The 21,185-nt window shown below is 71.5% G+C and carries 22 protein-coding genes; 17 read left to right on the forward strand and 5 right to left on the reverse strand.

All coding sequences use genetic code 11. The features are described 5' to 3' along the window. Positions 1–11: 11 nt before the first annotated feature. Genes ACYU7L_RS14800 through ACYU7L_RS14810 form a run of 3 tightly spaced genes read right to left on the reverse strand, consistent with a single transcriptional unit; the run spans position 12 to position 4,081 of the window. Positions 12–2,522: a glycosyltransferase gene (locus tag ACYU7L_RS14800; protein WP_460797997.1), complete on the reverse strand. Its 2,511-nt coding sequence runs from the start codon at positions 2,520–2,522 to the stop codon at positions 12–14. Next, positions 2,422–3,135, reverse strand: a complete 714-nt coding sequence (locus tag ACYU7L_RS14805) for a hypothetical protein (protein WP_460797999.1) — start codon at positions 3,133–3,135, stop codon at positions 2,422–2,424. The genes ACYU7L_RS14800 and ACYU7L_RS14805 overlap by 101 nt, the downstream gene beginning before the upstream one ends. Further along, positions 3,125–4,081 (reverse strand): rhamnan synthesis F family protein, encoded by a 957-nt coding sequence (locus ACYU7L_RS14810; RefSeq protein WP_460798001.1) that lies wholly within the window; start codon positions 4,079–4,081, stop codon positions 3,125–3,127. The genes ACYU7L_RS14805 and ACYU7L_RS14810 overlap by 11 nt, the downstream gene beginning before the upstream one ends. Before the next feature lie 214 nt (positions 4,082–4,295). Between ACYU7L_RS14810 and ACYU7L_RS14815 the strand changes: the two genes are divergently transcribed. The 6 genes from ACYU7L_RS14815 to ACYU7L_RS14840 all read left to right on the forward strand — a co-directional run bounded on the left by ACYU7L_RS14815 (position 4,296) and on the right by ACYU7L_RS14840 (position 11,518). Beyond that, on the forward strand, positions 4,296–5,642 hold the full coding sequence (locus ACYU7L_RS14815; RefSeq protein WP_460798003.1) for an ammonium transporter: 1,347 nt from the start codon (positions 4,296–4,298) through the stop codon (positions 5,640–5,642). After that, a complete protein-coding gene (locus tag ACYU7L_RS14820; RefSeq protein WP_460798007.1) occupies positions 5,639–5,977 on the forward strand; it encodes a P-II family nitrogen regulator in 339 nt (112 codons plus the stop codon). The genes ACYU7L_RS14815 and ACYU7L_RS14820 overlap by 4 nt, the downstream gene beginning before the upstream one ends. A gap of 123 nt (positions 5,978–6,100) precedes the next feature. Next, entirely contained in the window at positions 6,101–8,356 is a 2,256-nt protein-coding gene (locus ACYU7L_RS14825; protein ID WP_460798009.1) for a [protein-PII] uridylyltransferase, read from the forward strand. 79 nt (positions 8,357–8,435) lie between these two features. Then, entirely contained in the window at positions 8,436–10,022 is a 1,587-nt protein-coding gene (ffh, locus tag ACYU7L_RS14830; RefSeq protein ID WP_460798012.1) for a signal recognition particle protein, read from the forward strand. Between the two features lie 30 nt (positions 10,023–10,052). Continuing rightward, positions 10,053–10,421, forward strand: a complete 369-nt coding sequence (locus tag ACYU7L_RS14835) for an NYN domain-containing protein (RefSeq protein WP_460798015.1) — start codon at positions 10,053–10,055, stop codon at positions 10,419–10,421. Between the two features lie 17 nt (positions 10,422–10,438). Beyond that, positions 10,439–11,518, forward strand: a complete 1,080-nt coding sequence (locus ACYU7L_RS14840; RefSeq protein WP_460798017.1) for an amidohydrolase family protein — start codon at positions 10,439–10,441, stop codon at positions 11,516–11,518. A gap of 67 nt (positions 11,519–11,585) precedes the next feature. On the opposite strand, the gene ACYU7L_RS14845 is transcribed toward ACYU7L_RS14840, so the two are convergent. Further along, on the reverse strand, positions 11,586–12,524 hold the full coding sequence (locus ACYU7L_RS14845; RefSeq protein WP_460798019.1) for a response regulator: 939 nt from the start codon (positions 12,522–12,524) through the stop codon (positions 11,586–11,588). Positions 12,525–12,572: 48 nt separating this feature from the next. Further along, positions 12,573–13,088 carry a hypothetical protein gene (locus ACYU7L_RS14850; protein ID WP_460798021.1) on the reverse strand — a complete coding sequence of 172 codons (516 nt, stop codon included), beginning with the start codon at positions 13,086–13,088 and terminating at the stop codon, positions 12,573–12,575. Positions 13,089–13,404: 316 nt separating this feature from the next. On the opposite strand from ACYU7L_RS14850, the gene rpsP reads away from it, so the two are divergent. The 11 genes from rpsP (at position 13,405) to ACYU7L_RS14905 (ending at position 21,184) form a co-directional block, all read left to right on the forward strand. Next, positions 13,405–13,911 (forward strand): 30S ribosomal protein S16, encoded by a 507-nt coding sequence (gene rpsP / locus ACYU7L_RS14855; RefSeq protein WP_460798024.1) that lies wholly within the window; start codon positions 13,405–13,407, stop codon positions 13,909–13,911. A gap of 5 nt (positions 13,912–13,916) precedes the next feature. Continuing rightward, entirely contained in the window at positions 13,917–14,159 is a 243-nt protein-coding gene (locus ACYU7L_RS14860; RefSeq protein ID WP_460798814.1) for an RNA-binding protein, read from the forward strand. 137 nt (positions 14,160–14,296) lie between these two features. Then, the gene (rimM, locus tag ACYU7L_RS14865; protein WP_460798026.1) at positions 14,297–14,875 is read left to right on the forward strand and encodes a ribosome maturation factor RimM; all 579 of its coding nucleotides are present in this window, start codon (positions 14,297–14,299) and stop codon (positions 14,873–14,875) included. Further along, on the forward strand, positions 14,876–16,036 hold the full coding sequence (trmD, locus tag ACYU7L_RS14870) for a tRNA (guanosine(37)-N1)-methyltransferase TrmD (protein WP_460798029.1): 1,161 nt from the start codon (positions 14,876–14,878) through the stop codon (positions 16,034–16,036). A 225-nt stretch (positions 16,037–16,261) separates the two neighbouring features. Then, the gene (rplS, locus tag ACYU7L_RS14875) at positions 16,262–16,612 is read left to right on the forward strand and encodes a 50S ribosomal protein L19 (protein ID WP_460798031.1); all 351 of its coding nucleotides are present in this window, start codon (positions 16,262–16,264) and stop codon (positions 16,610–16,612) included. Between the two features lie 37 nt (positions 16,613–16,649). Further along, entirely contained in the window at positions 16,650–17,447 is a 798-nt protein-coding gene (gene lepB / locus ACYU7L_RS14880) for a signal peptidase I (protein WP_460798034.1), read from the forward strand. Positions 17,448–17,465: 18 nt separating this feature from the next. After that, positions 17,466–18,218 (forward strand): ribonuclease HII, encoded by a 753-nt coding sequence (locus ACYU7L_RS14885; protein WP_460798037.1) that lies wholly within the window; start codon positions 17,466–17,468, stop codon positions 18,216–18,218. After that, positions 18,215–18,523: a DUF2469 domain-containing protein gene (locus tag ACYU7L_RS14890; RefSeq protein WP_460798039.1), complete on the forward strand. Its 309-nt coding sequence runs from the start codon at positions 18,215–18,217 to the stop codon at positions 18,521–18,523. Before ACYU7L_RS14885 ends, ACYU7L_RS14890 begins: the two co-directional genes overlap by 4 nt. 107 nt (positions 18,524–18,630) lie before the next feature. Beyond that, complete coding sequence (locus ACYU7L_RS14895; RefSeq protein WP_460798041.1) at positions 18,631–19,119, forward strand: TadE/TadG family type IV pilus assembly protein; 489 nt, start codon at positions 18,631–18,633, stop codon at positions 19,117–19,119. A gap of 29 nt (positions 19,120–19,148) precedes the next feature. Then, complete coding sequence (locus tag ACYU7L_RS14900; protein WP_460798043.1) at positions 19,149–20,702, forward strand: pilus assembly protein TadG-related protein; 1,554 nt, start codon at positions 19,149–19,151, stop codon at positions 20,700–20,702. Positions 20,703–20,809: 107 nt separating this feature from the next. Further along, positions 20,810–21,184 carry a YraN family protein gene (locus ACYU7L_RS14905; RefSeq protein WP_460798045.1) on the forward strand — a complete coding sequence of 125 codons (375 nt, stop codon included), beginning with the start codon at positions 20,810–20,812 and terminating at the stop codon, positions 21,182–21,184. The last annotated feature ends 1 nt before the right edge of the window (position 21,185 follow it).

Raw genomic sequence — 21,185 nt, forward strand, 5'->3', positions numbered from 1 at the left:
GCACCTCACCCCTACCGTGAGCCGGTACGACGGGCGAGCGCCCGGACGGCGTCCTCGAGCAGTGTCTCCGCGCGGTGGTCGAAGGAGTGCTCGGCCGCGATCTGCGCCGCGATCCGGATCCGCTCAGCGGCGTCGGGGAAGCGCTGGTCACGCTCCGCGAGCAGCCGGGCCATGTCGTCCTCCCCGGTGAAGGTCTGCACCAGACCGCCGAAGACCTCGAGGCCCGCGATCTCGTCGCTGACCACCCGGGCGCCGCACGCCGCGGCGTCGAAGAGCCGGTTGGAGATGAACCCGAAGCGGCGCATGTCCTCCCAGTGGTCGTTGAGCACGACTCCGGCGGAGGCATAGAGACCGCCGACCTCGCGGTTGTCCACGTGGGTCGCCTTGATCGACGTGGGATCGGGCAGGAACTGCGCCCAGCCCCCGCCATAGATCGTCACGTCGGCTCCGGCGGCGCGGGCCACCCGGAGGCTGGTGCGGAAGACACCGCGCGAGTTGCCCACGAAGAGCACGGCCGGGCCGCTCTCCTGCTCGCCGCGCCCCGGGTGGAACAGCGCGGGGTCGGTGCACTGGAGCAGGGGAGCGACCGGCACGCCCCACGACGCCGAGACCTCCGCGGCCCACGACAGACTCGCGGCGTAGACGAGGTCGAACGCGGCGGCCTCCTCGGCGTCCACCAGATCAGGGTGGCTGATGACCCACTCGAGGTTGAGCGCCCCCGGGCGCGGGTGCACACGGTCCAGGCCGCGCAGCACGAGGACGACGTCGTCGAGGTCGCGGGTCGGGCGGTGACGGGCCTCTCGTGCGTCGATCGCCACCTGCTGTCCACGAGCCTCCAACGCCTGCGCCAGGGCACGGGCGAAGTGGGTGTCGCCCCAGCGCTCGCCGGGAGGTCCGGCCGGTGAGGCGAGGTCGATCGCCCAGCGCAGCCGCGGTGGCTGCTCCCTGACCTGGGCGCGGGGCACCCGGATGACGGTGCGTGGCGTGAGCATCACCCGGTCCAGGGGGCCGGGGAGCGTCGGCTGGCCCGAGGCCGGGACCGCGTCGTAGCGGTGGCCCACCACCTCGAACCCGGCGGCCTCCCACATCTGGCTCGAGGCCCCGGGGGAGTCCGGCCACCGCTCATCGACGATGCCCAGGCTGGTGGCGAGGTCGGCAGGCGCAGCGTAGGCGCCGCTGCGCACGGTGAAGGTGGCAGTGGGCTCCAGCACGGTCGGTGCGCGACCCGCAGCGGCACCTGCCGTGAGAGCCAGCGCCAGCTCCGGGAGCGCCTCGCCGAACAGCGGGTCCAGGCCGTGGTGGCGTACGGCGACCTCGGTGCGGACGGCGAGCACCGGGCCCAGCGGTGCCGGGATCGTGCGCCGGCCCAACCGGACAGCGTCGCTGAGCGGGTGGGCGGCCAGGAACGGCTCCGGCCGGGCGTTGTCGGGCCCGAAGACGGCCCCGGCGCAGAGGATCGAGCCGGCCGCGTCGAGCAGGACGGGCTGGGCGAACGTCGCCCCGCTCTCGGCGAGTGCCTCGGTCAGGGACAGCACCGAGTCCCGGTCGGGGGCGACGCCGCCACGCACCAGCACGGCGTACTCACCCGTGCAGGCCGTCAGCCCGACGTCCAGCGCAGCGGCCGCTCCCACGTCCGCGGCGAGCGGCACGACCCTCACCCCGTCGAAGAGCATGCTGAGCTGGGACACGATGACGTGATGGGCGCGGCGCAGCCGGTTGGCGACGACGACGAGCTCGAGGTCGCGCTCCGGGGTGCTGCCGGGGTGCCGACCCAGGGCCCGGATCCACTCGGCCGTGAGACGCATGGTGGTGCGGACCGGAAGCACGACGCTGGTGCGCCCGGGATGCAGCTCCGCGGTCTGCTCCCAGTCGAGCAGGTGGCGCGACAGCGCGACCGAGATCCACGTCGAGGGCTCCCGGACGCTGATCCGGTCCTCGGCCCCCGTGTCGTCGCTGTACTCGGCACCCACGTAGTCCACGAGGTGGAGATCGGTGCGTGCGGCGAGCTTCAGCACCAGGTCGTAGTCGACCGCGCGGCGCAGCGTCTCGTCGAAGCCGCCCACCTCGAGCACGAGGTCCCGGCGCGCGACGAGCACGTTGAGGTCGACGTGGTTGCGGGCCAGCAGATGGGCGCGGGTGCCCTGGAAGGCGCGGTAGACGACGCCGTCTCGGCGGTGCAGGCGCAGGGCGGCGTGGGCCATGCCCCAGCCCTCGGCCTCGAGCCGGCCGAGCATCACCCGCAGGAAGTCGGGACGCCAGGTGTTGTCGGAGTCGAGGAACGCGACGTAGGTGCCGCGGGCGTGGGAGAGCCCGACGTTGCGGGCGTGGCTGACTCCCGCGTGCTCGGAGGCCACCGCGACCACGCGGCTGTCGAAGGCCGTGATGCCGCGCAGGACGGCCATGGTGTCGTCGGTGGAGCCGTCATCGACGACGATGAGCTCCCACCGCTCGAACGACTGGGCCTGGACCGACTCCACGGCCGTGTGCAGGGTGGCCGCGCGGTTCCAGGTCGGGAGGATCACCGAGACCAGCGGACCCTGGCCCGTGGCGGGGGGGGGCGGGGGTGGCCAGGTCGGCCTCCTGGGGTGCCCGGGACGTGAGCCGCGGGGCGTCGACCACGCGGTTGAGCTTGCGCCACTCGCGCGCCGAGCGGAGCGACTGCTCGCGCAGGCGACCCCAGGTCACGGGCGGTACGTCGCGAGGCGTGGGCACCAGGGTGTCGTCCCCGGCCAGAGAGGCCCACAGGGCAAGCGGGCCGTAGCGATGCTTGCGGGCGTCGGGCAGCTGCTCGACGATCGCGTCGAGGTCCACGAGGGGGTGCGTCAGGCGACGGTTGCGGACCTCGCGGCTGTCGACGTACCAGGACAGCGCGTCGTAGGCCTGATCACGGTCGTGACCGCGCTGATCGAGCCACTCCGGCTCGAAGAGGGGGTGCGGGGAGCAGGCGGGGCGGGCGTGCAGATAGGCGTCGATCGCGTCCGACCGGCTCTCGAAGCGTGTCGCGAGCTGGGCCTCGACCCACTCCTGGTCGAACAGGTCGGACGCCTCGATGATCTCGCGGGCGATCGTGGCGCGCACCGCGTCGGCATGGGCCCGGCGGCGACCTCCCACCCGTGCCCGGAGGTCACCCAGCACGCTTGTACTCCACGATCGGGCGGAGCTTCTTCAGCACGGCGGGGGCCTCCTCGAGGACTTCGGACGGGCGGGGCGGATAGAACCGCGCGGTCTGCTCCAGGTAGCCCCGGACCCCGTCGAACTGCGCGGGGTAGGCCGCCTCGCAGTATTCCAACAGACGCCCCGCCCCGAGGTCGTAGGGGTCGTAGCGCAGCGTGTCGATCTTGACGTAGGGGAGCCGTCCCCCGTCCGGGGTGCGGTCCAGGGCCCGATCCGCGAGCGCCGCCGCGGGGTTCCAGTCGGTGCGGGCGTGCTCGCGCAGCTCCTCCAGCACCATCCGGTTGCGGGGGATGCCGGTGCGGCGCGCCGCCCACCACTGCACCCGGCGCCGGGCCACGGCGCGGTCGTGCTCCGTGGGCTCGAAGAACGAGCCGGACCGGAAGCCCGCCTCCTCCAGCCGCGCCGTCATCCCGATCTCGTAGTTGACGATCACCGCGGTGCGGTTCGGCAGCGGCGCCATCTCCGCCCAGAACGTCCCGAAGGCCTGCGACTCCACGACCCACGGCCGGAAGGCCACGAAGAAGCTCTGCAGATGGTGCTGGACCCGCTCGGAGGCGGTGAACCCCCAGAAGTCGACCGGACGCTCGGCCATCGCCTCGAACATCCGCGGGTACGGCGTGAGGGGGCCGACGTAGCTGTCGTTGCACACGATGACCTCGTCGTAGCGGGTGAGATCGCCCGCCTGCTCGAGACCCACCTTGTAGCTGAAGAAGTCGTAGCCGTAGTTGGGGCGCTCGATGAGTCGGCAGCGCTCGCGCAGCCAGCCGCGCGCCTCGCCGGTCAGCTCGACGGTGGTGACGACCGAGACGTCGTCGACAGCGGAGACCAGGGCCTCCACCTGGCGCCGCACGTGCGGGCCGAGCTCCCCTCGCGGGTCGTAGTGGGCCATCACAGCGAGTCGGGTCACGTATCCCCCTTCCGAGACGCCAGCAGGATAGGGGACCGGCTCGCGTTCACGGGGAAGTAACAAACCGGGGGCACTCGTTGCATGCGCGCAACATCACACGGCGTGGGTCGAAACCTCATCGCCTGAAAGTTGGGCGCAATGGGGCGGGACCCCGGCGGACAGCGCAGTCGAGAGCCGGTTCCCCGTCTGCCGAGAATGCAACCCTGGAGGTTCGATGGACTACGGCTTGCACGCCTGGACGCTGATGTCAGCGTCTCTGGTCCTGCTGATGACCACGCCGGCGCTGGCTCTCTTCTACGGCGGCATGAGCCGCTCGAAGTCCGTGCTCAACATGATGATGATGTCGTTCTCCGCCATCGGCGTCGTCGGCATCGTCTACGTGCTGTGGGGCTGGTCGATGTCCTACGGCACCGAGGACGTCGCGATGCTCTTCAACAACCCGTTCGAGAGCTTCGGCCTCGACGGGATCGAGGGTTCGGGCTACATCGCCGTCGGGTTCCAGATGACCTTCGCGGTCATCACCGCGGCCCTGATCAGCGGCGCGATCGCTGACCGGGTGAAGTTCTCCGCCTGGTTGGTCTTCCTCCCGATCTGGGTGACCCTGTCCTACTTCCCGATGGCCCACATGGTGTGGGGCAGCGGCTTCCTCTCGGGTGCCGAGGGCGGCCTCGCCGACCTGATCTTCTCCGGCGACGGCGGCGCCGAGGTGGCGCCGATCGACTACGCCGGCGGCACGGTCGTCCACATCAACGCCGGCATCGCCGGTCTCGTCCTGGCGATCGTCATCGGCAAGCGACTCGGCTTCGGCAAGGAGCCGATGAAGCCGCACAACCTGACGCTCACGATGATCGGTGCAGGTCTGCTGTGGTTCGGCTGGTTCGGCTTCAACGTCGCCTCGTGGGTGCCCAGCGGCGACCTCGACGCCGAGGGCAACGCGGCCTACTGGGTCGCCGAGACCAGTCTCGTGTGGCTCAACACCACCGTCGCGACGTGCGCAGCGATCATGGGGTGGCTGCTCATCGAGAAGATCCGTGACGGCAAGGCCACCTCGCTCGGTGCGGCCTCCGGCGTCGTCGCCGGCCTGGTCGCCATCACCCCGGCCTGCGGTGCTGTCTCGCCGGTGGGCGCGATCATCCTCGGCGCGGTGGCGGGTGCGCTGTGCGCCCTCGCGGTCGGCCTCAAGCACCGCTTCGGCTACGACGACGCGCTCGACGTGGTCGGCGTCCACCTCGTCGGCGGTCTGGTCGGCACCGTGGGCATCGGCTTCCTCGCCCAGGGCGACATGGGCCTGTTCTACGGTGGCGGCGTGAAGCTCCTGGTGGTCCAGGTCGCCGTCGCGGTCTTCGCGATGATCTGGTCGGCGATCGCCACGCTCCTCATCGCCCTGGCCATCAAGGCGGCGATGGGCTGGCGGATCAGCGAGGAGGACGAGGTCGAGGGCATCGACTTCGCGGAGCACGGCGAGTCCGCCTACGACTTCGCCACCGGCGGCGGCGCGCGTCGTACGCCGTCGGTGCTCGACAAGAAGACCACCCCGGTCTCGGAAGGAGCCAACGCATGAAGCTGGTCACCGCGGTCATCAAGCCGCACAAGTGGGAAGAGGTCCGCGAGGCCCTCGAGACCTTCGGAGTGACGGGGATGACCGTCAGCGAGGTCAGCGGCTACGGCCGGCAGAAGGGCCACACCGAGGTCTACCGGGGCGCGGAGTACGACATCGCGCTGGTGCCGAAGATCCGCATCGAGATCGTCGTCGACGACAACGACGCCGACGACATCGTGGGCATCATCGTCAAGACCGCCCAGACGGGCCGGATCGGCGACGGCAAGGTGTGGGTGAGCGGCATCGAGACCGTGGTCCGGGTCCGCACGGGCGACCGGAACGAAGCGGCGATCTGAGTCGTGGCACCGGCTCCCGGCCGCACGCCGAGCAGGGGAGCGCTTGATCGGCCCCGGCTGTCCTCCGTGACAGTCGGGGCCGTGCCACGTCCATGCACCACCTCCACGCAAAGGATGCAGTCGATGACCGCGGCGCAACGAGCAGCCAGGACCCAGGAGGCGGACGCGCTGTGCGCGGGGGCCTACGAGACGTGCCACGGCCCGGAGTCCGGGGTGGCTCTGGTGGCGGTGGGAGGCTACGGACGCGGTGAGCTCGCGCCGTACTCCGACCTCGACGTCGTCCTCGTCCACGACGACGACGTCGCGCCCGAGGGGCTGGCGGAGAAGCTGTGGTACCCCATCTGGGACTCCGGGGCCCGACTCGACCACTCGGTGCGCTCGGTGAGCGAGATGGTGAGCACGGCTGCCGGCGACCTCAAGGTCGCCCTCGGGCTGCTGGATCTGCGCCACCTCGCGGGCGACCCCAACCTCACGCTGCGACTGCGCACCACCATGTTGGCGCAGTGGCGCCGCGACGCACGCGACCGGATGCCGGAGCTGCGCCGGCTGGTGCAGGCACGCCATGAGCTGCTGGGGGAGCTCGCCCACGTCTCGGTGCCCGACCTGAAGGAGGCGCAGGGCGGGCTGCGTGACGGGTGCGTGCTCAAGGCGCTGGTGGCCACCTGGCTCGTGGACGTGCCGCACGCCGAGCTGGAGCGCAGCCGGCAGACCCTGCTGGACGTGCGCGACGTGGTGCACGGCCATGCCGGCCGGGCCACCGACCGGATCGCGCCGGAGGCCTGGGCGGACCTCGCCTCCGACCTGGGACTCGACGACGCCCACGCGGTGCAGCGCCACGTCCGTGAGGCGGGACGCCGGGTGACGCACCTGTCCCAGCTCGCCTGGCGCCGCATCGAGGCCGTGCTGGACCGGCCCGTCTCCTCCCGCGGGGCACGACGCCCCGAGCTGGTGCCGCTGGCCGCCGGGGTCGCCCTCTCGCGGGGCGAGGTCGTGCTCGACGGCAAGGTCGCCCCGGCCGACGACCCCCTGCTGCTCCTGCGAGCGGCGGCCGAGGCGGCCGAGCGTGATGTCGTGCTCGCCCCGGTGACGGCCGCTCGCCTGGTCCGCGAGTGTCCGGCGCTGCCCGAGCCCTGGTCGGCCGAGGCGCGCCGACTGCTGGTGCGGCTGCTCGCGTCGGGCCGGGGGCTGCTCGCGGTCTGGGGGACCCTCGAGGAGACCGGCGCGCTGTCGCGGATCCTCCCGGAGTGGGAGCGGATCCGGCTGCTGCCGCACGCGTCGGTCATCCACCGCTTCACCGTCGACCGCCACGTGGTGGAGACCTGCGTCGAGGCCTCCGCGCTGATCCGCGATGTCGCCCGTCCCGACGTCCTGATGGTCGCCGCGCTGCTCCACGACATCGGCAAGGGCGGTCTGACCGAGCACAGCGTGGCCGGCGAGCCCATCGCCCGCGGCGTGGCGACGCGGATGGGGTTCGCCCCGGACACCGTGGAGGTGATCGCGACGCTGGTGCGCTGGCACCTGCTCCTCGCGGAGACCGCCACCACCCGAGACCCGGACGACCCCGCCACGGTGGAGCACGTCGCCCAGCGGATCACCTCGCCCGAGGTGCTGTCCCTTCTCGTCGCCCTGAGCGAGGCGGACGCGCGGGCGGCGTCCCCGAAGGCCTGGTCAGCGTGGCGGGCCGGTCTCGTGCGTCGGCTGGCCCAGCGCACGCTGGCTGCGCTGCTGGCCCGGGCCGCCGGAGCCTCGGTGCCCCGGGTCGTGGACGAGGAGGTCCCCGTCCCGGACCAGGTGCGCCGCGACCCTGGTGCCGTCTCGGTCACGGTCGAGCCGCTGCCCGACGGAGCCCGGGTGGTGGTCGTCGCCCGCGACCGGGTGGGGCTCCTGGCCGACGCCGCCGCCATGCTCGCGCTGCAGCGCACCCACGTGCGCGCCGCCCGAGCCTGGGCCCAGGACCAGTACGGCGTGTCGGTCTGGGAGGTGCCCGACCAGCACCTCGACGCCACCGTGCTGCGCCAGCGCTTCGAGGCGATCGCCGAGGGGCGGGTGGACCCCCGGGCCCGGCTGCGCCCGGCCGACCGGCGGGTGCTGGCGCCCACGGTGGTCGTGCATCCCGAGGCCTCCCGCGAGGCGACGGTGCTCGAAGTCCGGGCGACGGACCGCCCTGGCGTGGTGTTCCTGGTGTGCGCGGCCCTGGCGCGCCTCGACATCACTGTGCGCTCGGCGCACGTCGACACGCTGGGACCCCAGGCGGTGGATGTGTTCTACCTCCAGGAGAGCGGCGCGGGGGCGCTGGCCGACGACCGTGCGGCCAGTGCGGCGCACGCCGTACGCGCGGCCCTCTCGGGCGAGTCGGACGCGGGCGCGGGTGGCGGCTAGTCTTGGTCCCCGACCGTCACCGCTCGGCGTGTCACCGCTCGAGATCGCTCCACACCGCTGACCACAGGGGATACCCGCCTTGTTCGCAACTCTGTCCGACCGGCTCGCCGACACCTTCAAGAACCTCCGGGGGAAGGGCCGGCTCTCCGACGCCGACATCGACGCCACCGCGCGTGAGATCCGGATCGCCCTGCTCGAGGCCGACGTGGCCCTGCCCGTGGTCAAGGAGTTCGTCGGCGCCGTCAAGGAGCGGGCCCGTGGCGAGGAGGTCAGCGGGGCGCTGAACCCCGCCCAGCAGATCGTCAAGATCGTCAACGAGGAGCTCGTGACGATCCTCGGTGGCGAGACCCGCCGGCTGCGCTACGCCAAGAGCGGGCCGACGGTCATCATGCTCGCCGGGCTCCAGGGGGCGGGCAAGACGACGCTGGCCGCCAAGCTCGCGCTGTGGCTCAAGGAGCAGGGCAAGACCCCGCTGCTCGTGGCCTGCGACCTGCAGCGTCCCAACGCGGTCAACCAGCTCCAGGTCAACGGTGAGCGCGTCGGGGTCCCGGTCTTCGCGCCGGAGCCGGGCAACTCCCAGGGGGTCGAGCACGGCGGTGACCCGGTCTCGGTGGCCCGCGCCTCGATCGAGGAGGCCAAGCGCAAGCTCCACGACGTGGTCATCGTCGACACCGCCGGTCGCCTCGGCGTCGACGCCGAGCTGATGCAGCAGGCCGCCGACATCCGCGACGCGGTGAGCCCCGACGAGGTGCTCTACGTCGTCGACGCGATGATCGGCCAGGACGCGGTCAACACCGCGCTCGCCTTCCTCCAGGGAGTCGGGTACGACGGCGTCGTGCTCACCAAGCTCGACGGCGACGCCCGCGGTGGTGCGGCGCTCTCGATCGCCTCGATCACCGGCAAGCCGGTCATGTTCGCGTCCAACGGCGAGAAGATGACCGACTTCGACCTCTTCCACCCGGACCGGATGGCGTCGCGCATCCTGGACATGGGCGACATGATGACCCTGATCGAGCAGGCCGAGAAGGCCTTCGACCAGGAGCAGGCGATGAAGGCCGCCTCGAAGCTGAGCGGCCAGGGTGGCGAGTTCACCCTCGACGACTTCCTCGAGCAGATGCAGCAGGTCCGCAAGCTGGGGTCGCTGTCGAAGATCATGGGGATGCTGCCCGGGATGGGGCAGTTCCGCGAGCAGCTCGAGAACTTCGACGAGCGCGAGATCGACCGGATCCAGGCGATCATCCAGTCGATGACGCCGGCCGAGCGGGCCAACCCGAAGATGATCGACGGCTCGCGCCGGGCGCGCATCGCCAAGGGCTCGGGCCGTCAGGTCTCCGACGTCAACGGGCTCGTCGACCGGTTCTTCGAGGCACGCAAGATGATGATGCAGATGGCTCGCGGCGGCGGGATGCCCGGCATGCCGGGGATGCCCGGCATGCCCGGCATGGGGGGCGGCAAGAAGGCCAAGGCCAAGCCTGCCGCCAAGAAGGCGAAGGGCAAGCGCGTCTCCGGCAACCCCGCCAAGGCCGCCGAGGCCAAGAAGGCGGCCCAGGCCAAGGCCGCCGAGGCGCCGAACCCGTTCGGCCAGCCGGCCGGCGAGGAGCTGGACTACGAGAAGGCCGCCGCCGCGCTCGACCTGCCCAAGGACTTCTCCAAGTTCCTCAAGTGAGCACAGTCTTGAAGTGAGCACGGTCTTGAAGTGAGCACGGTCCTGGTCGTCGACGGCGCCAACGTCGTGGGCAGCCGCCCCGACGGCTGGTGGAAGGACCGGGCCGGTGCCGCCCGACGCCTCCACGAGGGGCTGCTCGTCGCCGACACGTCGTACGACGTCGTGGTGCTGGTGCTCGAGGGCGCGGCCAAAAGTGGCGTCCGGGCCGGCCGGGACGCGCACGTCCGCACCGTCCACGCGCCGAAGGACGGCGACGCCACGATCGTCGCGGAGGTGGCGGCTGCGGCCGAGAGCGGCGACCGGGTGACGGTGGTGACCGCCGACCGGATGCTGCAGGCCAGGGTCCAGGGGCTCGGCGCCGTCGTGCTCGGCCCGTCCTGGTTGCTCGACCAGCTCTGAGCGGTAGCGTCGCGCCCATGAGCGCCCCCGCCCTCCACATCCATGGTCCGGTCCTGCCCGATGGGGAGGTGCGCGACCTGTACGTCGTCGACGGCCGCATCACCTACGAGCGGCAGGCCGGCGCCGAGACCGTCGCCCAGGGGTGGGTGCTGCCCGGTCTCGTCGACGCCCACAATCACCTCGGCCTGGACGACGGGGGAGCCGTCGACGACGCCGAGGTCGAGCGGCAGGCGCTGGCCGACCGGGACGCCGGAGCCCTGCTGCTGCGCGACTGCGGCTCGCCCGCTGATACCCGCTGGGTGCAGGAGCGCGAGGACCTGCCGCGCCTGGTGCGCGCCGGGCGCCACCTGGCCAGGACCCGGCGCTACATCCGCAACTTCGGCCACGAGATCGAGCCCGACGACCTGCCGACCTACGCCGCGGAGCAGGCGCGGGCGGGGGACGGCTGGATCAAGCTGGTCGGGGACTGGATCTCGCGCGAGGAGGGCGACCTGGCGCCGTCCTTCCCCGCCGAGTCCTTCGCCGCCGCGATCGCGGCCGCGCACGCCGAGGGTGCCAGGGTCACCGCGCATTGCTTCGGACGCGACGTCCTCCCGGGGCTCCTCGAGGCGGGCATCGACTGCATCGAGCATGGCACCGGGCTCGGTCTCGACCAGGTGGAGCAGATGGCCGCGGCCGGGGTGGCGCTGGTCCCGACCGTCATGCAGACGGCGAAGTTCCCGGGCTTCGCCGCGGACGGGCGCGAGAAGTTCCCGGCGTACGCCGCGACGATGGAGGAGCTCTACGCCCAGCGGCGCGAGGTGTTGATGAGCGCCTGGGAGGCGGGTGTGCCGCTCTATGTGGGCAGCGACGGTGGCGGTCCCGCTCGCCACGGTCACCTGGCAGGTGAGGTGATGGCCATGGTCGAGCTCGGACTGCCGGCGGCCGACGTCATCGCGGCCGCCTCCTGGCGTGCACGCGAGTGGCTCGGGTTCGCCGCGACCCTCGAGGAGGGCGCTGAGGCCGACCTCGTGGTCGTCGATCGTGACCCGGTGGCCGACCCGTCGGTGCTCTACGCGCCCAGCCGGGTGGTGCTTCGCGGGCACGTGGTGGCGTGAGGACGCCGTCGAGCAGGCCAGCGAGCAGGCCGGCGTCAAGGGGGAGGGTGACGCCGGGAGGGGCGCGCTAGGCCGGCTGAATCAGGCGGTACCTCGACTTCGGCAGGATCTCGACCCAGCGTGGGCGGTCCGGGTTCTCGCCGACCCGGTGGAGCAGGTTCTCCATCATCGAGTCGATCCAGTCGCGGTCGTGGAAGGCCTGCGTGGTCGTCGTGGCCTCCGTCTCGCCCCGCAGCTGCAGGGCCAGGAAGCGGGCGGTGCGGGAGCGTGTGCCCGAGTAGAGCATCAGCTGGAGCAGGTCGAACTGCCGCGGGTTGAGGTCGACCAGGCGGTCGTCGACGACGACGAGGCTGCGGCCGGGGTTGATCCGGAGCCCGTTGAACTCCACCCAGTTGCCGATGAAGCGCATGCCGAGGTCGAGCATGCCGTCGCGACCGTCCTCGCCACCGTCCTCGTCGTCCGGGTCCGCCTCGGGGTCGCAGGCCTCCGGCTCCGGGGCTGAGACCAGGGGGTGGTCGGGCTTGGCGCCGGCCACGACCTGCTGGTGGTAGGCCGAGCGCTCGAGATCCTCCTCCGCCGCGGCCCAGGCTGCGTGGTCCGGCTGCTGGACGAACGACGTGGTGGGTCGTCGAGCGACCGCGGCGAGGCGGGCCTGCAGCTCACGTGGCCGGATCGGCTTCGGGACGTAGTCGTCGGCACCGGCCTCGAATCCGGCCAGGATGTCCTGCTCCGCGGAGCGGCTGCTGATGATGACGATGTAGGTGCCGCTGAAGTCGCGGATCCGCCGGGTCGTCTCCAGCCCGTCCATGCCGGGCATCGACACGTCGATCGTGGCGAGCGCCGGGCGGTGCATGAGGGCGAGTGTCAGCCCGTCGGCGCCATTGGTGGCAGTGACGACGGAGAAGCCGGCCTGCGACAGGACCAGGTGGAGGAGATCGGCGGTGTCCGCGTCGTCCTCGATCACCAGGGCCACGGGCGCGGTGGACGGTGCAGCGGCAGTGGCCATACGGCACTCTTCGGCAGGTTCGCCCTGCACGTGAGGCGTATCGACCGATCAGCTCGGGCCCGACCGGACGGGGGGCGTGCGCGGATCACCCGTCGCGAAGCGGACCGCGGTGATCACGAGCACGATCAGCCCGATCCCGCCGAGCAGGACGGGCACGAGCAGCGTGGCGAGGATGCCGCCGACCAGGGTGGCGACGCGCGGGGCCGGTCCGATCTCGACCTCGGCGTCGGATGCGGACGACGTGCAGGTCACGACCAGCTCGCCCGAGCCAGGGTCGAAGCGGTGGAAGGCGCGCCAGCTGGCAGAGCCGTCACCTCGGGTGAAGGAGCCGCCGGGGGAGCGCAGCGTGAGGCTCTCGCCGGTGGCGGCGTCCTCCACGATGCACTCCGGACGCACCCGCGACTCGTCGTACCAGAGCATCCGGTCCCCCTCGGAGGGAACCGTCACCGTGTGCGTCTCGCCGTCGGCGGGCACGGCGGTGTCGGTCTCGGTGAAGCCGACCAGGGTCCAGACGAAGAGTCCCACGCCGGCCACGGCGGCGAGCACCAGCAGTGCGGCCCCCACGGCGAACCACCACGGACTCGGTCGAGGTCGCCGCGGCGGGGCCGGGAAGGGCGCCCAGGGCGGAGGCGGCGGCGGAGAGGGAGGCCCGCCGGGCGGGGAGGACGAGGGCGGGGTGGTCATGCGACCATGATGTCGTGCCGCTGAGCCCGGGCCGGGATTTCCGATGCCTCGGCGACATCTGGCACAATGACCGGCTGAGTCCTGCACGGACGGTCCCTCTCAACCGACCATGCAGCGCCCATCGAGGACGACCGCTTGGTCCCCACCCGGTTCGGGAGTCCTCACCCACCACAATTTCCGAGGAGACACCACAAACGTGGCCGTCAAGATTCGTTTGAAGCGCCTGGGCAAGATCCGGGTGCCGCAGTACCGCATCGTCGTCGTCGACTCGCGCAAGAAGCGCGACGGCAAGGTGATCGAGGAGATCGGCAAGTACCACCCCAAGGAGGACCCCTCGTACATCGAGGTCGTCTCCGAGCGGGCGCAGTACTGGCTCGGTGTCGGCGCGCAGCCCAGCGAGGCCGTCGCCGCCATCCTCAAGATCACCGGTGACTGGCAGACCTTCAAGGGCCTTCCGGGCACCGAGGGCACGCTGAAGGTCGCCGAGCCGAAGCGCCCGAAGATCGACATCTTCAACGAGGCGCTCGCCGAGGCGCACAGCTCCGCCAAGAGCGAGGCTGTCACGAAGAAGTCGGCAAAGAAGGCTGACAAGGCCGAGGACAAGTCGGCCGAGGCCGACAAGCCCGCGATCGAGGAGAAGCCCGCCAAGGCCGAGGAGAAGCCCGCCGAGGCTGCTGCCGAGACTGAGAGCACCGAGGCCTGAGCATGATGCTCGCGGAGGCACTCGAGCACCTCGTCCGGGGAGTCGTCGACAATCCCGACGACGTCTCGGTCCAGGACAAGCAGCTGCGCCGCGGCTCGATCCTCGAGGTGCGGGTCCACCCGGACGATCTCGGCAAGGTCATCGGCCGCAACGGCCGCACGGCCACCGCGTTCCGCACGGTGATCTCCGCGTTGGCCGGTCGGGGCGGTGCCCGGATCGACTTCGTGGACGTCGACAGGCGTCGCTGAGCTTCACTTGCTAGAGAATGGGTGCCGTCCCCTCCGGGGTGGCACCCATTCGGCGTCTCATGGGGGAGGCGCCCCGCACGTCACATCCGCCCCCGGTCCGTCACCACGGACCGGGGACTTCGAGAGAGGGAACCTGCGTGGAGCGCTCCCCGTTGGGTGACGACACGATCGAGGTCGTGGTCGGTCGCATCGGCAAGCCGCACGGCCTGCGCGGCGAGGTCACCGTCGACGTCCGCACCGACGAGCCCGAGCGGCGCTTCGCGGCCGGTGTGACGCTGCGGGCCCAGCCGCCCGCAGGCTCGGCGAGCACCCTGCGCTCGCTGACCGTGGCCCGGTCGCGATGGCATCAGCAGGTGCTGCTGGTGACGTTCGAGGAGATCGCCGGCCGCGACGCCGCCGAGGCAGCCCGGGGCATCGTCCTGCACGCGGAGCTCGCCCTCGACGCGTCCCCGGAGGACCCCGAGGAGTACTACGACCACCAGCTCGTCGGACTCGCGGCGTACGACGTGGACGGCGCGCACCTCGGTGAGGTGACGGCGGTGGCGCACGGCGCGGCCCAGGACCTGCTCACGATCCGCACGTCCGACGGTCGAGACACGCTGGTCCCGTTCGTCTCCCAGCTGGTTCCCGAGGTCGACCTGACCGCCGGGCGCCTGGTGGTCGCGGATCGACCCGGGCTGGTGAGCCCTTTCCCGGACGACGAGGACGGGCGCTGAGTGCGCATCGACATCGTCTCGATCTTCCCGGGATACCTCGCGCCGCTCGAGCTCTCCCTGGCCGGTCGAGCCCGGGCGAGCGGCCTGCTCGACATCGAGGTCCATGACCTGCGGGACTGGGCTCACGACCGGCACCGCACCGTGGACGACACGCCCTACGGCGGTGGCGCCGGGATGGTGATGAAGCCCGAGCCCTGGGGAGAGGCGCTGGACGCGCTCGGGCTCGACCAGGCCACGCTGGTGGTGCCGACGCCGTCCGGGCAGCCCTTCACCCAGGCGGTGGCACGGGAGCTGACCCAGCACCAGCACCTGATCTTCGCCTGCGGGCGCTACGAGGGCATCGATCAGCGGGTCATCGACCACGCGGGGCAGCGCACGGAGGTCCGTGAGATCTCGATCGGCGACTACGTCCTCAACGGGGGCGAGGTGGCGGCGCTGGCCATCACTGAGGCTGTGGTGCGTCTGATCCCGGGCTTCATGGGCAATCCTGACTCGCTGGTGGAGGAGTCGCACGAGGACGGTCTGCTGGAGTACCCCGTCTACACCAAGCCGGCCTCCTGGCGCGGACTCGACGTCCCGCCGGTGCTGATGAGTGGCAACCACGGTGCGATCTCCCGCTGGCGCCACGAGCAGGCGCTGCACCGCACCACGCAACGACGACCGGATCTGGCCCACCCGGCGACGGCTCTCACGGTCGGTGACCTGACCGCGCTCCTGCGTCGGGCCGAGCCCGGCGACGCCGGCGAGCTGATGGTGCTGCAGCGGGCGTGCCTGGTCCAGGCCGTGATCGAGGATCCTGGCGCGCCCGTCGCGGCCCTGCACGAGAGCCTCGACGACATCCGCCAGGGGCTCGAGGAGTGGCAGACCTGGGTCATTCGCGCCGGGGGCCGGATGATCGCGTCGGTCCGGGCACAGAGCGACGGGGCCGACTGGGTCATCGGCCGGCTGCTGGTGGCCCCCGACCTGCAGCGGCAGGGGATCGGGAAGGTGCTGCTCCAGCATGCGGAGGCCACGGCCCCGGCGGAGGCCACGTCGTACGCCCTGTTCGCGCTCAGCGGGAGCGAGGACACCATCCGGGCCGCGCGCTCGGTGGGCTATCGGCCGGCCCCGCACCCGGTGGCCGGCGTGCTGAGGCTCGTGAAGCGACGGCGCGACGGCTGACGGCCCTCGCCCGTGACGGCCGTCGGTCGGGATTGGCCCGTCGTCCTAGGGCTGTGGCAGACTTGCTCCTCGGCCCAGTCGGCCGAAGGACTGCTCCCGCGTCACACACGGAGGGTCCGCGTCAGTTCTCCTGCCACAGGGGGAGTCGGCGCCGCCGGCCACCCGCACCGGGCCATCACGAACGACATCGAACGCGGCTGACCTGTGGCATCCGTGAGGAGAGACATGACCAACATCATTTCCGAGCTCGGCAACGCGCAGAAGCGCGATGACGTCCCGGACTTCCGCGCCGGTGACACCATCAAGGTGCACGTCAAGGTCGTCGAGGGCAACCGCGCCCGCGTCCAGATCTTCCAGGGCGTCGTCATCCGCGTCCAGGGCTCGGGCGTCGGCCGCACGTTCACGGTCCGCAAGGTCACGTTCGGCGTCGGCGTGGAGCGCACCTTCCCGCTGAACTCCCCGATCTTCGAGCAGATCGAGGTCGTGACCCGCGGCGACGTGCGTCGCGCCAAGCTCTACTACCTGCGCAACCTGCGCGGCAAGAAGGCGAAGATCAAGGAGCGCCGCGAGGCCTGAGCACTCTGCTCATCAGACCTGTGGCTACGCTCTGCGCGTGACTTCCGAAGACCGCGATCCCACTCCCGACGTCGAGACCGACGAGGAGCAGGGGTCGCGGTCTTCGCGTTCCCGCACCAAGGCCCGCAAGTCGCTCCCGCTGTGGCAGGAGACGATCCTGCTCCTGGCCATCGCCCTCGTGCTGGCCGTCGCGATCAAGGCGCTCTTCCTGCAGGCGTTCTACATCCCCTCGCAGTCGATGGAGCCCGGCCTGGTGGAGAACGACCGGATCCTGGTGCAGAAGCCCTCCTACTGGGCCGGCGGCACGCCGCAGCGTGGTGACGTCGTGGTGTTCGAGGACCCGGGCGGCTGGCTCAACGAGGTCGAGTCGGCTGGCCCGACCAACCCGGCGGCCAAGCTGATGGCCGCGGTCGGGCTCTACCCCTCCGGGGGACACCTGGTGAAGCGCGTGATCGGGGTGGAGGGCGACGTGATCGAGTGCTGCGACAAGCAGGGTCGGCTGATGATCAACGGCGTTGCGATCGACGAGTCGGGCTTCACCAAGCCGGGGTCGACGGACGAGTGCGCGGGGCCGATGAAGTCGTCGTGCGAGTGGAAGGCCGGCCCGGTGCCGGAGAACCACATCTTCGTGATGGGGGACAACCGCAATCACTCCGCGGACTCGTCGTTCCACATGTGCGGGCGCGAGACCGAGGAGACCGACTGTGTGCCGGGCGACGAGTTCATCCCCGAGGATCTCGTGGTCGGCAAGGTGTTCTCCCTGGTCTGGCCCCGCGAGCGGTGGGACTGGCTGGACCGGCCCGACGCCTTCGCGGACGTGCCCGACGCCGGATGACGAGCTGGTGTGCGCGAGGTGACTGAGCTTCCCCGCGGCCTGACCGTGCGCCGTGACGCCGGTCTCTACGGCTACGAGCGGGCCCTGCGCCGCGTCGGCATCGAGCCGATCGCCGGCGTCGACGAGGCCGGGCGCGGCGCCTGTGCGGGGCCACTCGTCGCGGGGGCCGCGATCCTGGCTCCCGGCAGGGGCGGGGCCATCCCCGGGCTGGCCGACTCGAAGCTGCTCACCGAGAGGGCGCGGGAGCGCTGCTACACCGAGATCGTGCGCCGAGCCGTCGCCTGGTCGGTCGTGGTCATCGGCCCCGACGAGTGCGACCGGCTCGGGATGCACGTGGCCAACATCGAGGCGCTACGTCGCGCCGTGGCCCTGCTCGACGTGCGTCCCGCCTACGTGTTGACCGACGGGTTCCCTGTCGACGGTCTCGGCGCCCCCGGGCTGGCGGTGTGGAAGGGCGACCGGGTCGCTGCCTGCATCGCCGCTGCCTCGGTCCTCGCCAAGGTGACCCGCGACCGGATCATGTGCGAGTTCGACCGCGAGTACCCGGCGTACGACTTCAAGACCCACAAGGGCTACATCACCGACGTGCACACGACTGCGCTGATCCAGCACGGCCCCTCGCAGGTCCACCGGATGCGGTTCGTCAACGTGCGCCGGGCGGCCGGCCTGGAGCCCGAGGATGACTGTGGGATGCTCGGAAGTCAGCCCGCCGCCCGGCAGCCCGCCCCACGACAGCCCGCCCCCCGATCGTCAGTCCAGGAGTCGCGATGAGTGCCGAGGATCTCGAGAAGTACGAGACCGAGATGGAGCTCAACCTCTATCGCGAGTACCGCGACGTCGTGGGCATCTTCAAGTACGTCGTCGAGACCGACCGACGCTTCTACCTGTGCAACCAGGTGGACGTGAAGGCGCGCACGGAGGTCGGCGACGTGTTCTTCGAGGTCTCGATGAGTGACGCGTGGGTGTGGGACATGTACCGCCCGGCCCGGTTCGCCAAGAACGTCAAGGTGCTGACCTTCAAGGACGTGAACGTCGAGGAGCTCGCCCCGTCGGAGATCGACCCGCCGAAGGTCTAGTCCGGTCCCGTCCGGCGGGCGGTTTCTTTGCCGAGGGATCGGGCGGGGCCCCTACCCTGTGTGACCGGCGGCACAGGACGTTGCCGAAGAGCGCATGGGTGGGGCTGGTGGCTGAGAGCAGGGCAGGGCTGCGTGGGGTGCCCCTGGGGCGCGCGCGTCGGTGTCGTGGCGAGCAGGGCGCCGCGGCAGTGGAGTTCGCCCTCGTGGTCCCGCTGCTGCTGGTGCTGCTCTTCGGGATCATCGGCTACGGCTACATGCTGAGCTTCCGTCAGGCGCTTAGCCAAGGGGCGGCCGAGGCGGCGCGGGCGGCTGCGGTGGCGCCCCTGGCGGCACAACGTCAGGGCAAGGCCGAGGCGGCGCTGCAGGAGGCGCTCTCGAGCTATGGGGTGACGTGCACTGCCGGCTCCCTGCGGCACGGGGCAGACGGGGCGGGCGTCTGCACGGTCACGCTCGGTCCCTGCGCCAACGACGCCAGCCAGGACTGCGCGCACGTCGTGCTCGACTACACCTACGCCGACGACCCGCTCCTGCCGAAGCTGCCGGGGGTGCCGCTGCCGGAGAGCCTCCGCTACGAGGCCGTCGCGAGGGTGAGTTGAGGCGCTCCCGCGACGAACGGGGCGCCATCGTGCCCTTCGTCGCCGTCTCGATGACCCTGCTGATCCTGGTCGCCGCGCTCGCCGTGGACCTCGGCCAGCAGCGGGTCCTGCGGCGCGACATGCAGGCGCTCGCCGACGTCGTCGCACTCGACCTCGCGCGCGAGCTCGACGGGCGCAGCGCGCAGGACTACCCCGGCGGCTTCTTCGATGTCGCGAAGGAGGCCAGCGAGGCCCGCAACGGCGACACCCTCGACCGTGACCCGGACGTCACGGTCGACCTGGGCGTCGTGGGCGCCGACGGGGAGTTCAGCGTGGTCACCGGAGCCGGCATCCCCACCGCGGTGCGGGTCCGTGCCGACGGTGCGGTCGGGTTCTCCTTCGTCCCCGGCGAGGGTGGGGCCTCGCGCAGCGCCGTCGCCTCGGCGGACGCCGGCGCCTGCTTCGCTCTCGGCTCGTACGCCGCGCAGCTGCGCGCCGGCCAGTCCCCGCTGCTGGGCCCCCTCCTCGGTGGCATCGACAGCGGCCTCGAGCTCGACGTCCTGGACTACCGGGCTCTCGCGGCGCTCGACGTGTCGCTCGCCGGACTGCTCGAGGCCGACCTCGGGGCGGGCACGGTCCTGGAACTGGTGCACCTGGGGACCTCGGTGCCGTTGGCGCGGTTCTATCTCGCGCTCGCGGACGTGCTGGACAGTGAGTCGGACTCGGTGGCCGGGGTGGAGCTGCTCGAGTCGCTGGCGGTCGCCGTCGGAGACGTGAGCCTGAGTGTCCCGGTCCGCGACCTGCTCAGCGTCGGCACGGACGGGGCAGCGGGGCTGGCGGCCACCCTCAACGTGCTCGACCTCGTCACCGCGGCCGCGTTCGCGGCCAACAAGGCCAACGCGATCTCCGTCCCGGAGCTCTCCGTCGACCTGGGCCCCTTGGCCGGCGTGGCCGTGTCGGCGCACGTCACCCAGGCCCCCCAGGTGGGCTGCGGGCGCAAGGACGTGGCCACCGCATCGACGTCGCAGGTCGGTCTCGAGCTGACCTCGTCCTTGCTGTCGCTGAACCTGGGAGTCCTCAGCACGGAGGTCCGGCTGGACGGGGTCGTGGACGTGGCCCCGGCCCAGGGGACGCTGCGCGACGTGAGGTGCGATCCCGGCCCAGGCATCACCGTCGACGTGGCGGACGGGCTGCTCGACGTCGACCTCACCCTCGAGGTCAAGATCGACGCGGTGTTCGGGCTGGTTCCCGCGATCTCCGGGCCGATCACCGTCTCCGGGCAGACCAGCTCCTCGGGTCAGGCGGTGATCGACATCGTCGATGGGGACTACGACACTGCGGCGCGAGTCGGGGCCGGCTCGAGTGGACTCCCTGTCCTTCGAGCGGACGTCAGCGGCCTGAGGACCCTGGGGCTACCCCTCGGCGCGCTGGTGCAGGAGCTGGTCGAGCCGTTGCTGCTCGAGCAGGTGGTCAACCCGGTGATCCAGACTCTCGACTCCGCCCTTCTCGACCCTCTTCTCTCCTCGTTGGGCGTGCAGATCAGTGGAGCGGACGTGTTCGCCCGTCCCACGCCCAGCTGCGGCGTCCCCGCCCTGCGCGGCTGAGCCACTCAGCGTCCACAGGGCGTCGGGCGAGGGCGCTTGTCCACAGGCGCGCTCCACGCAGGCAGCTCCGTCGCCCGCTGCGGCGAGGCTGGGCGCAGGAGGCCAACATGACGACATCGGCATCGGCGGCGCGCAGGCTCGCGCTGGGCAGCTACGGCGAACGACTGGCGGAGCGCCACCTGCGCGAGCAGGGCATGGTCCTGCTCGACCGCAACTGGTCGTGCGAGATGGGGGAGATCGACCTGGTCCTGCGCGACGGCGACGTGCTGGTCATCTGCGAGGTCAAGACGCGCTCCTCGGTCGACTTCGGTGGCCCCTTGGAGGCCGTCAACGAGGTCAAGCTGCGTCGCCTGCGCAAGCTCGGGGCCCGCTGGCTCCAGGAGCACCGGGTGCGCGCCTCGGAGGTCCGCTTCGACATGGTCGGGGTGGTGCGGCCACGGCGCGGACCGTCGGTGATCGAGCACGTGCGGGGGATCGGCTGAC

The sequence above is a fragment of the Nocardioides pacificus genome, from assembly GCF_054775955.1.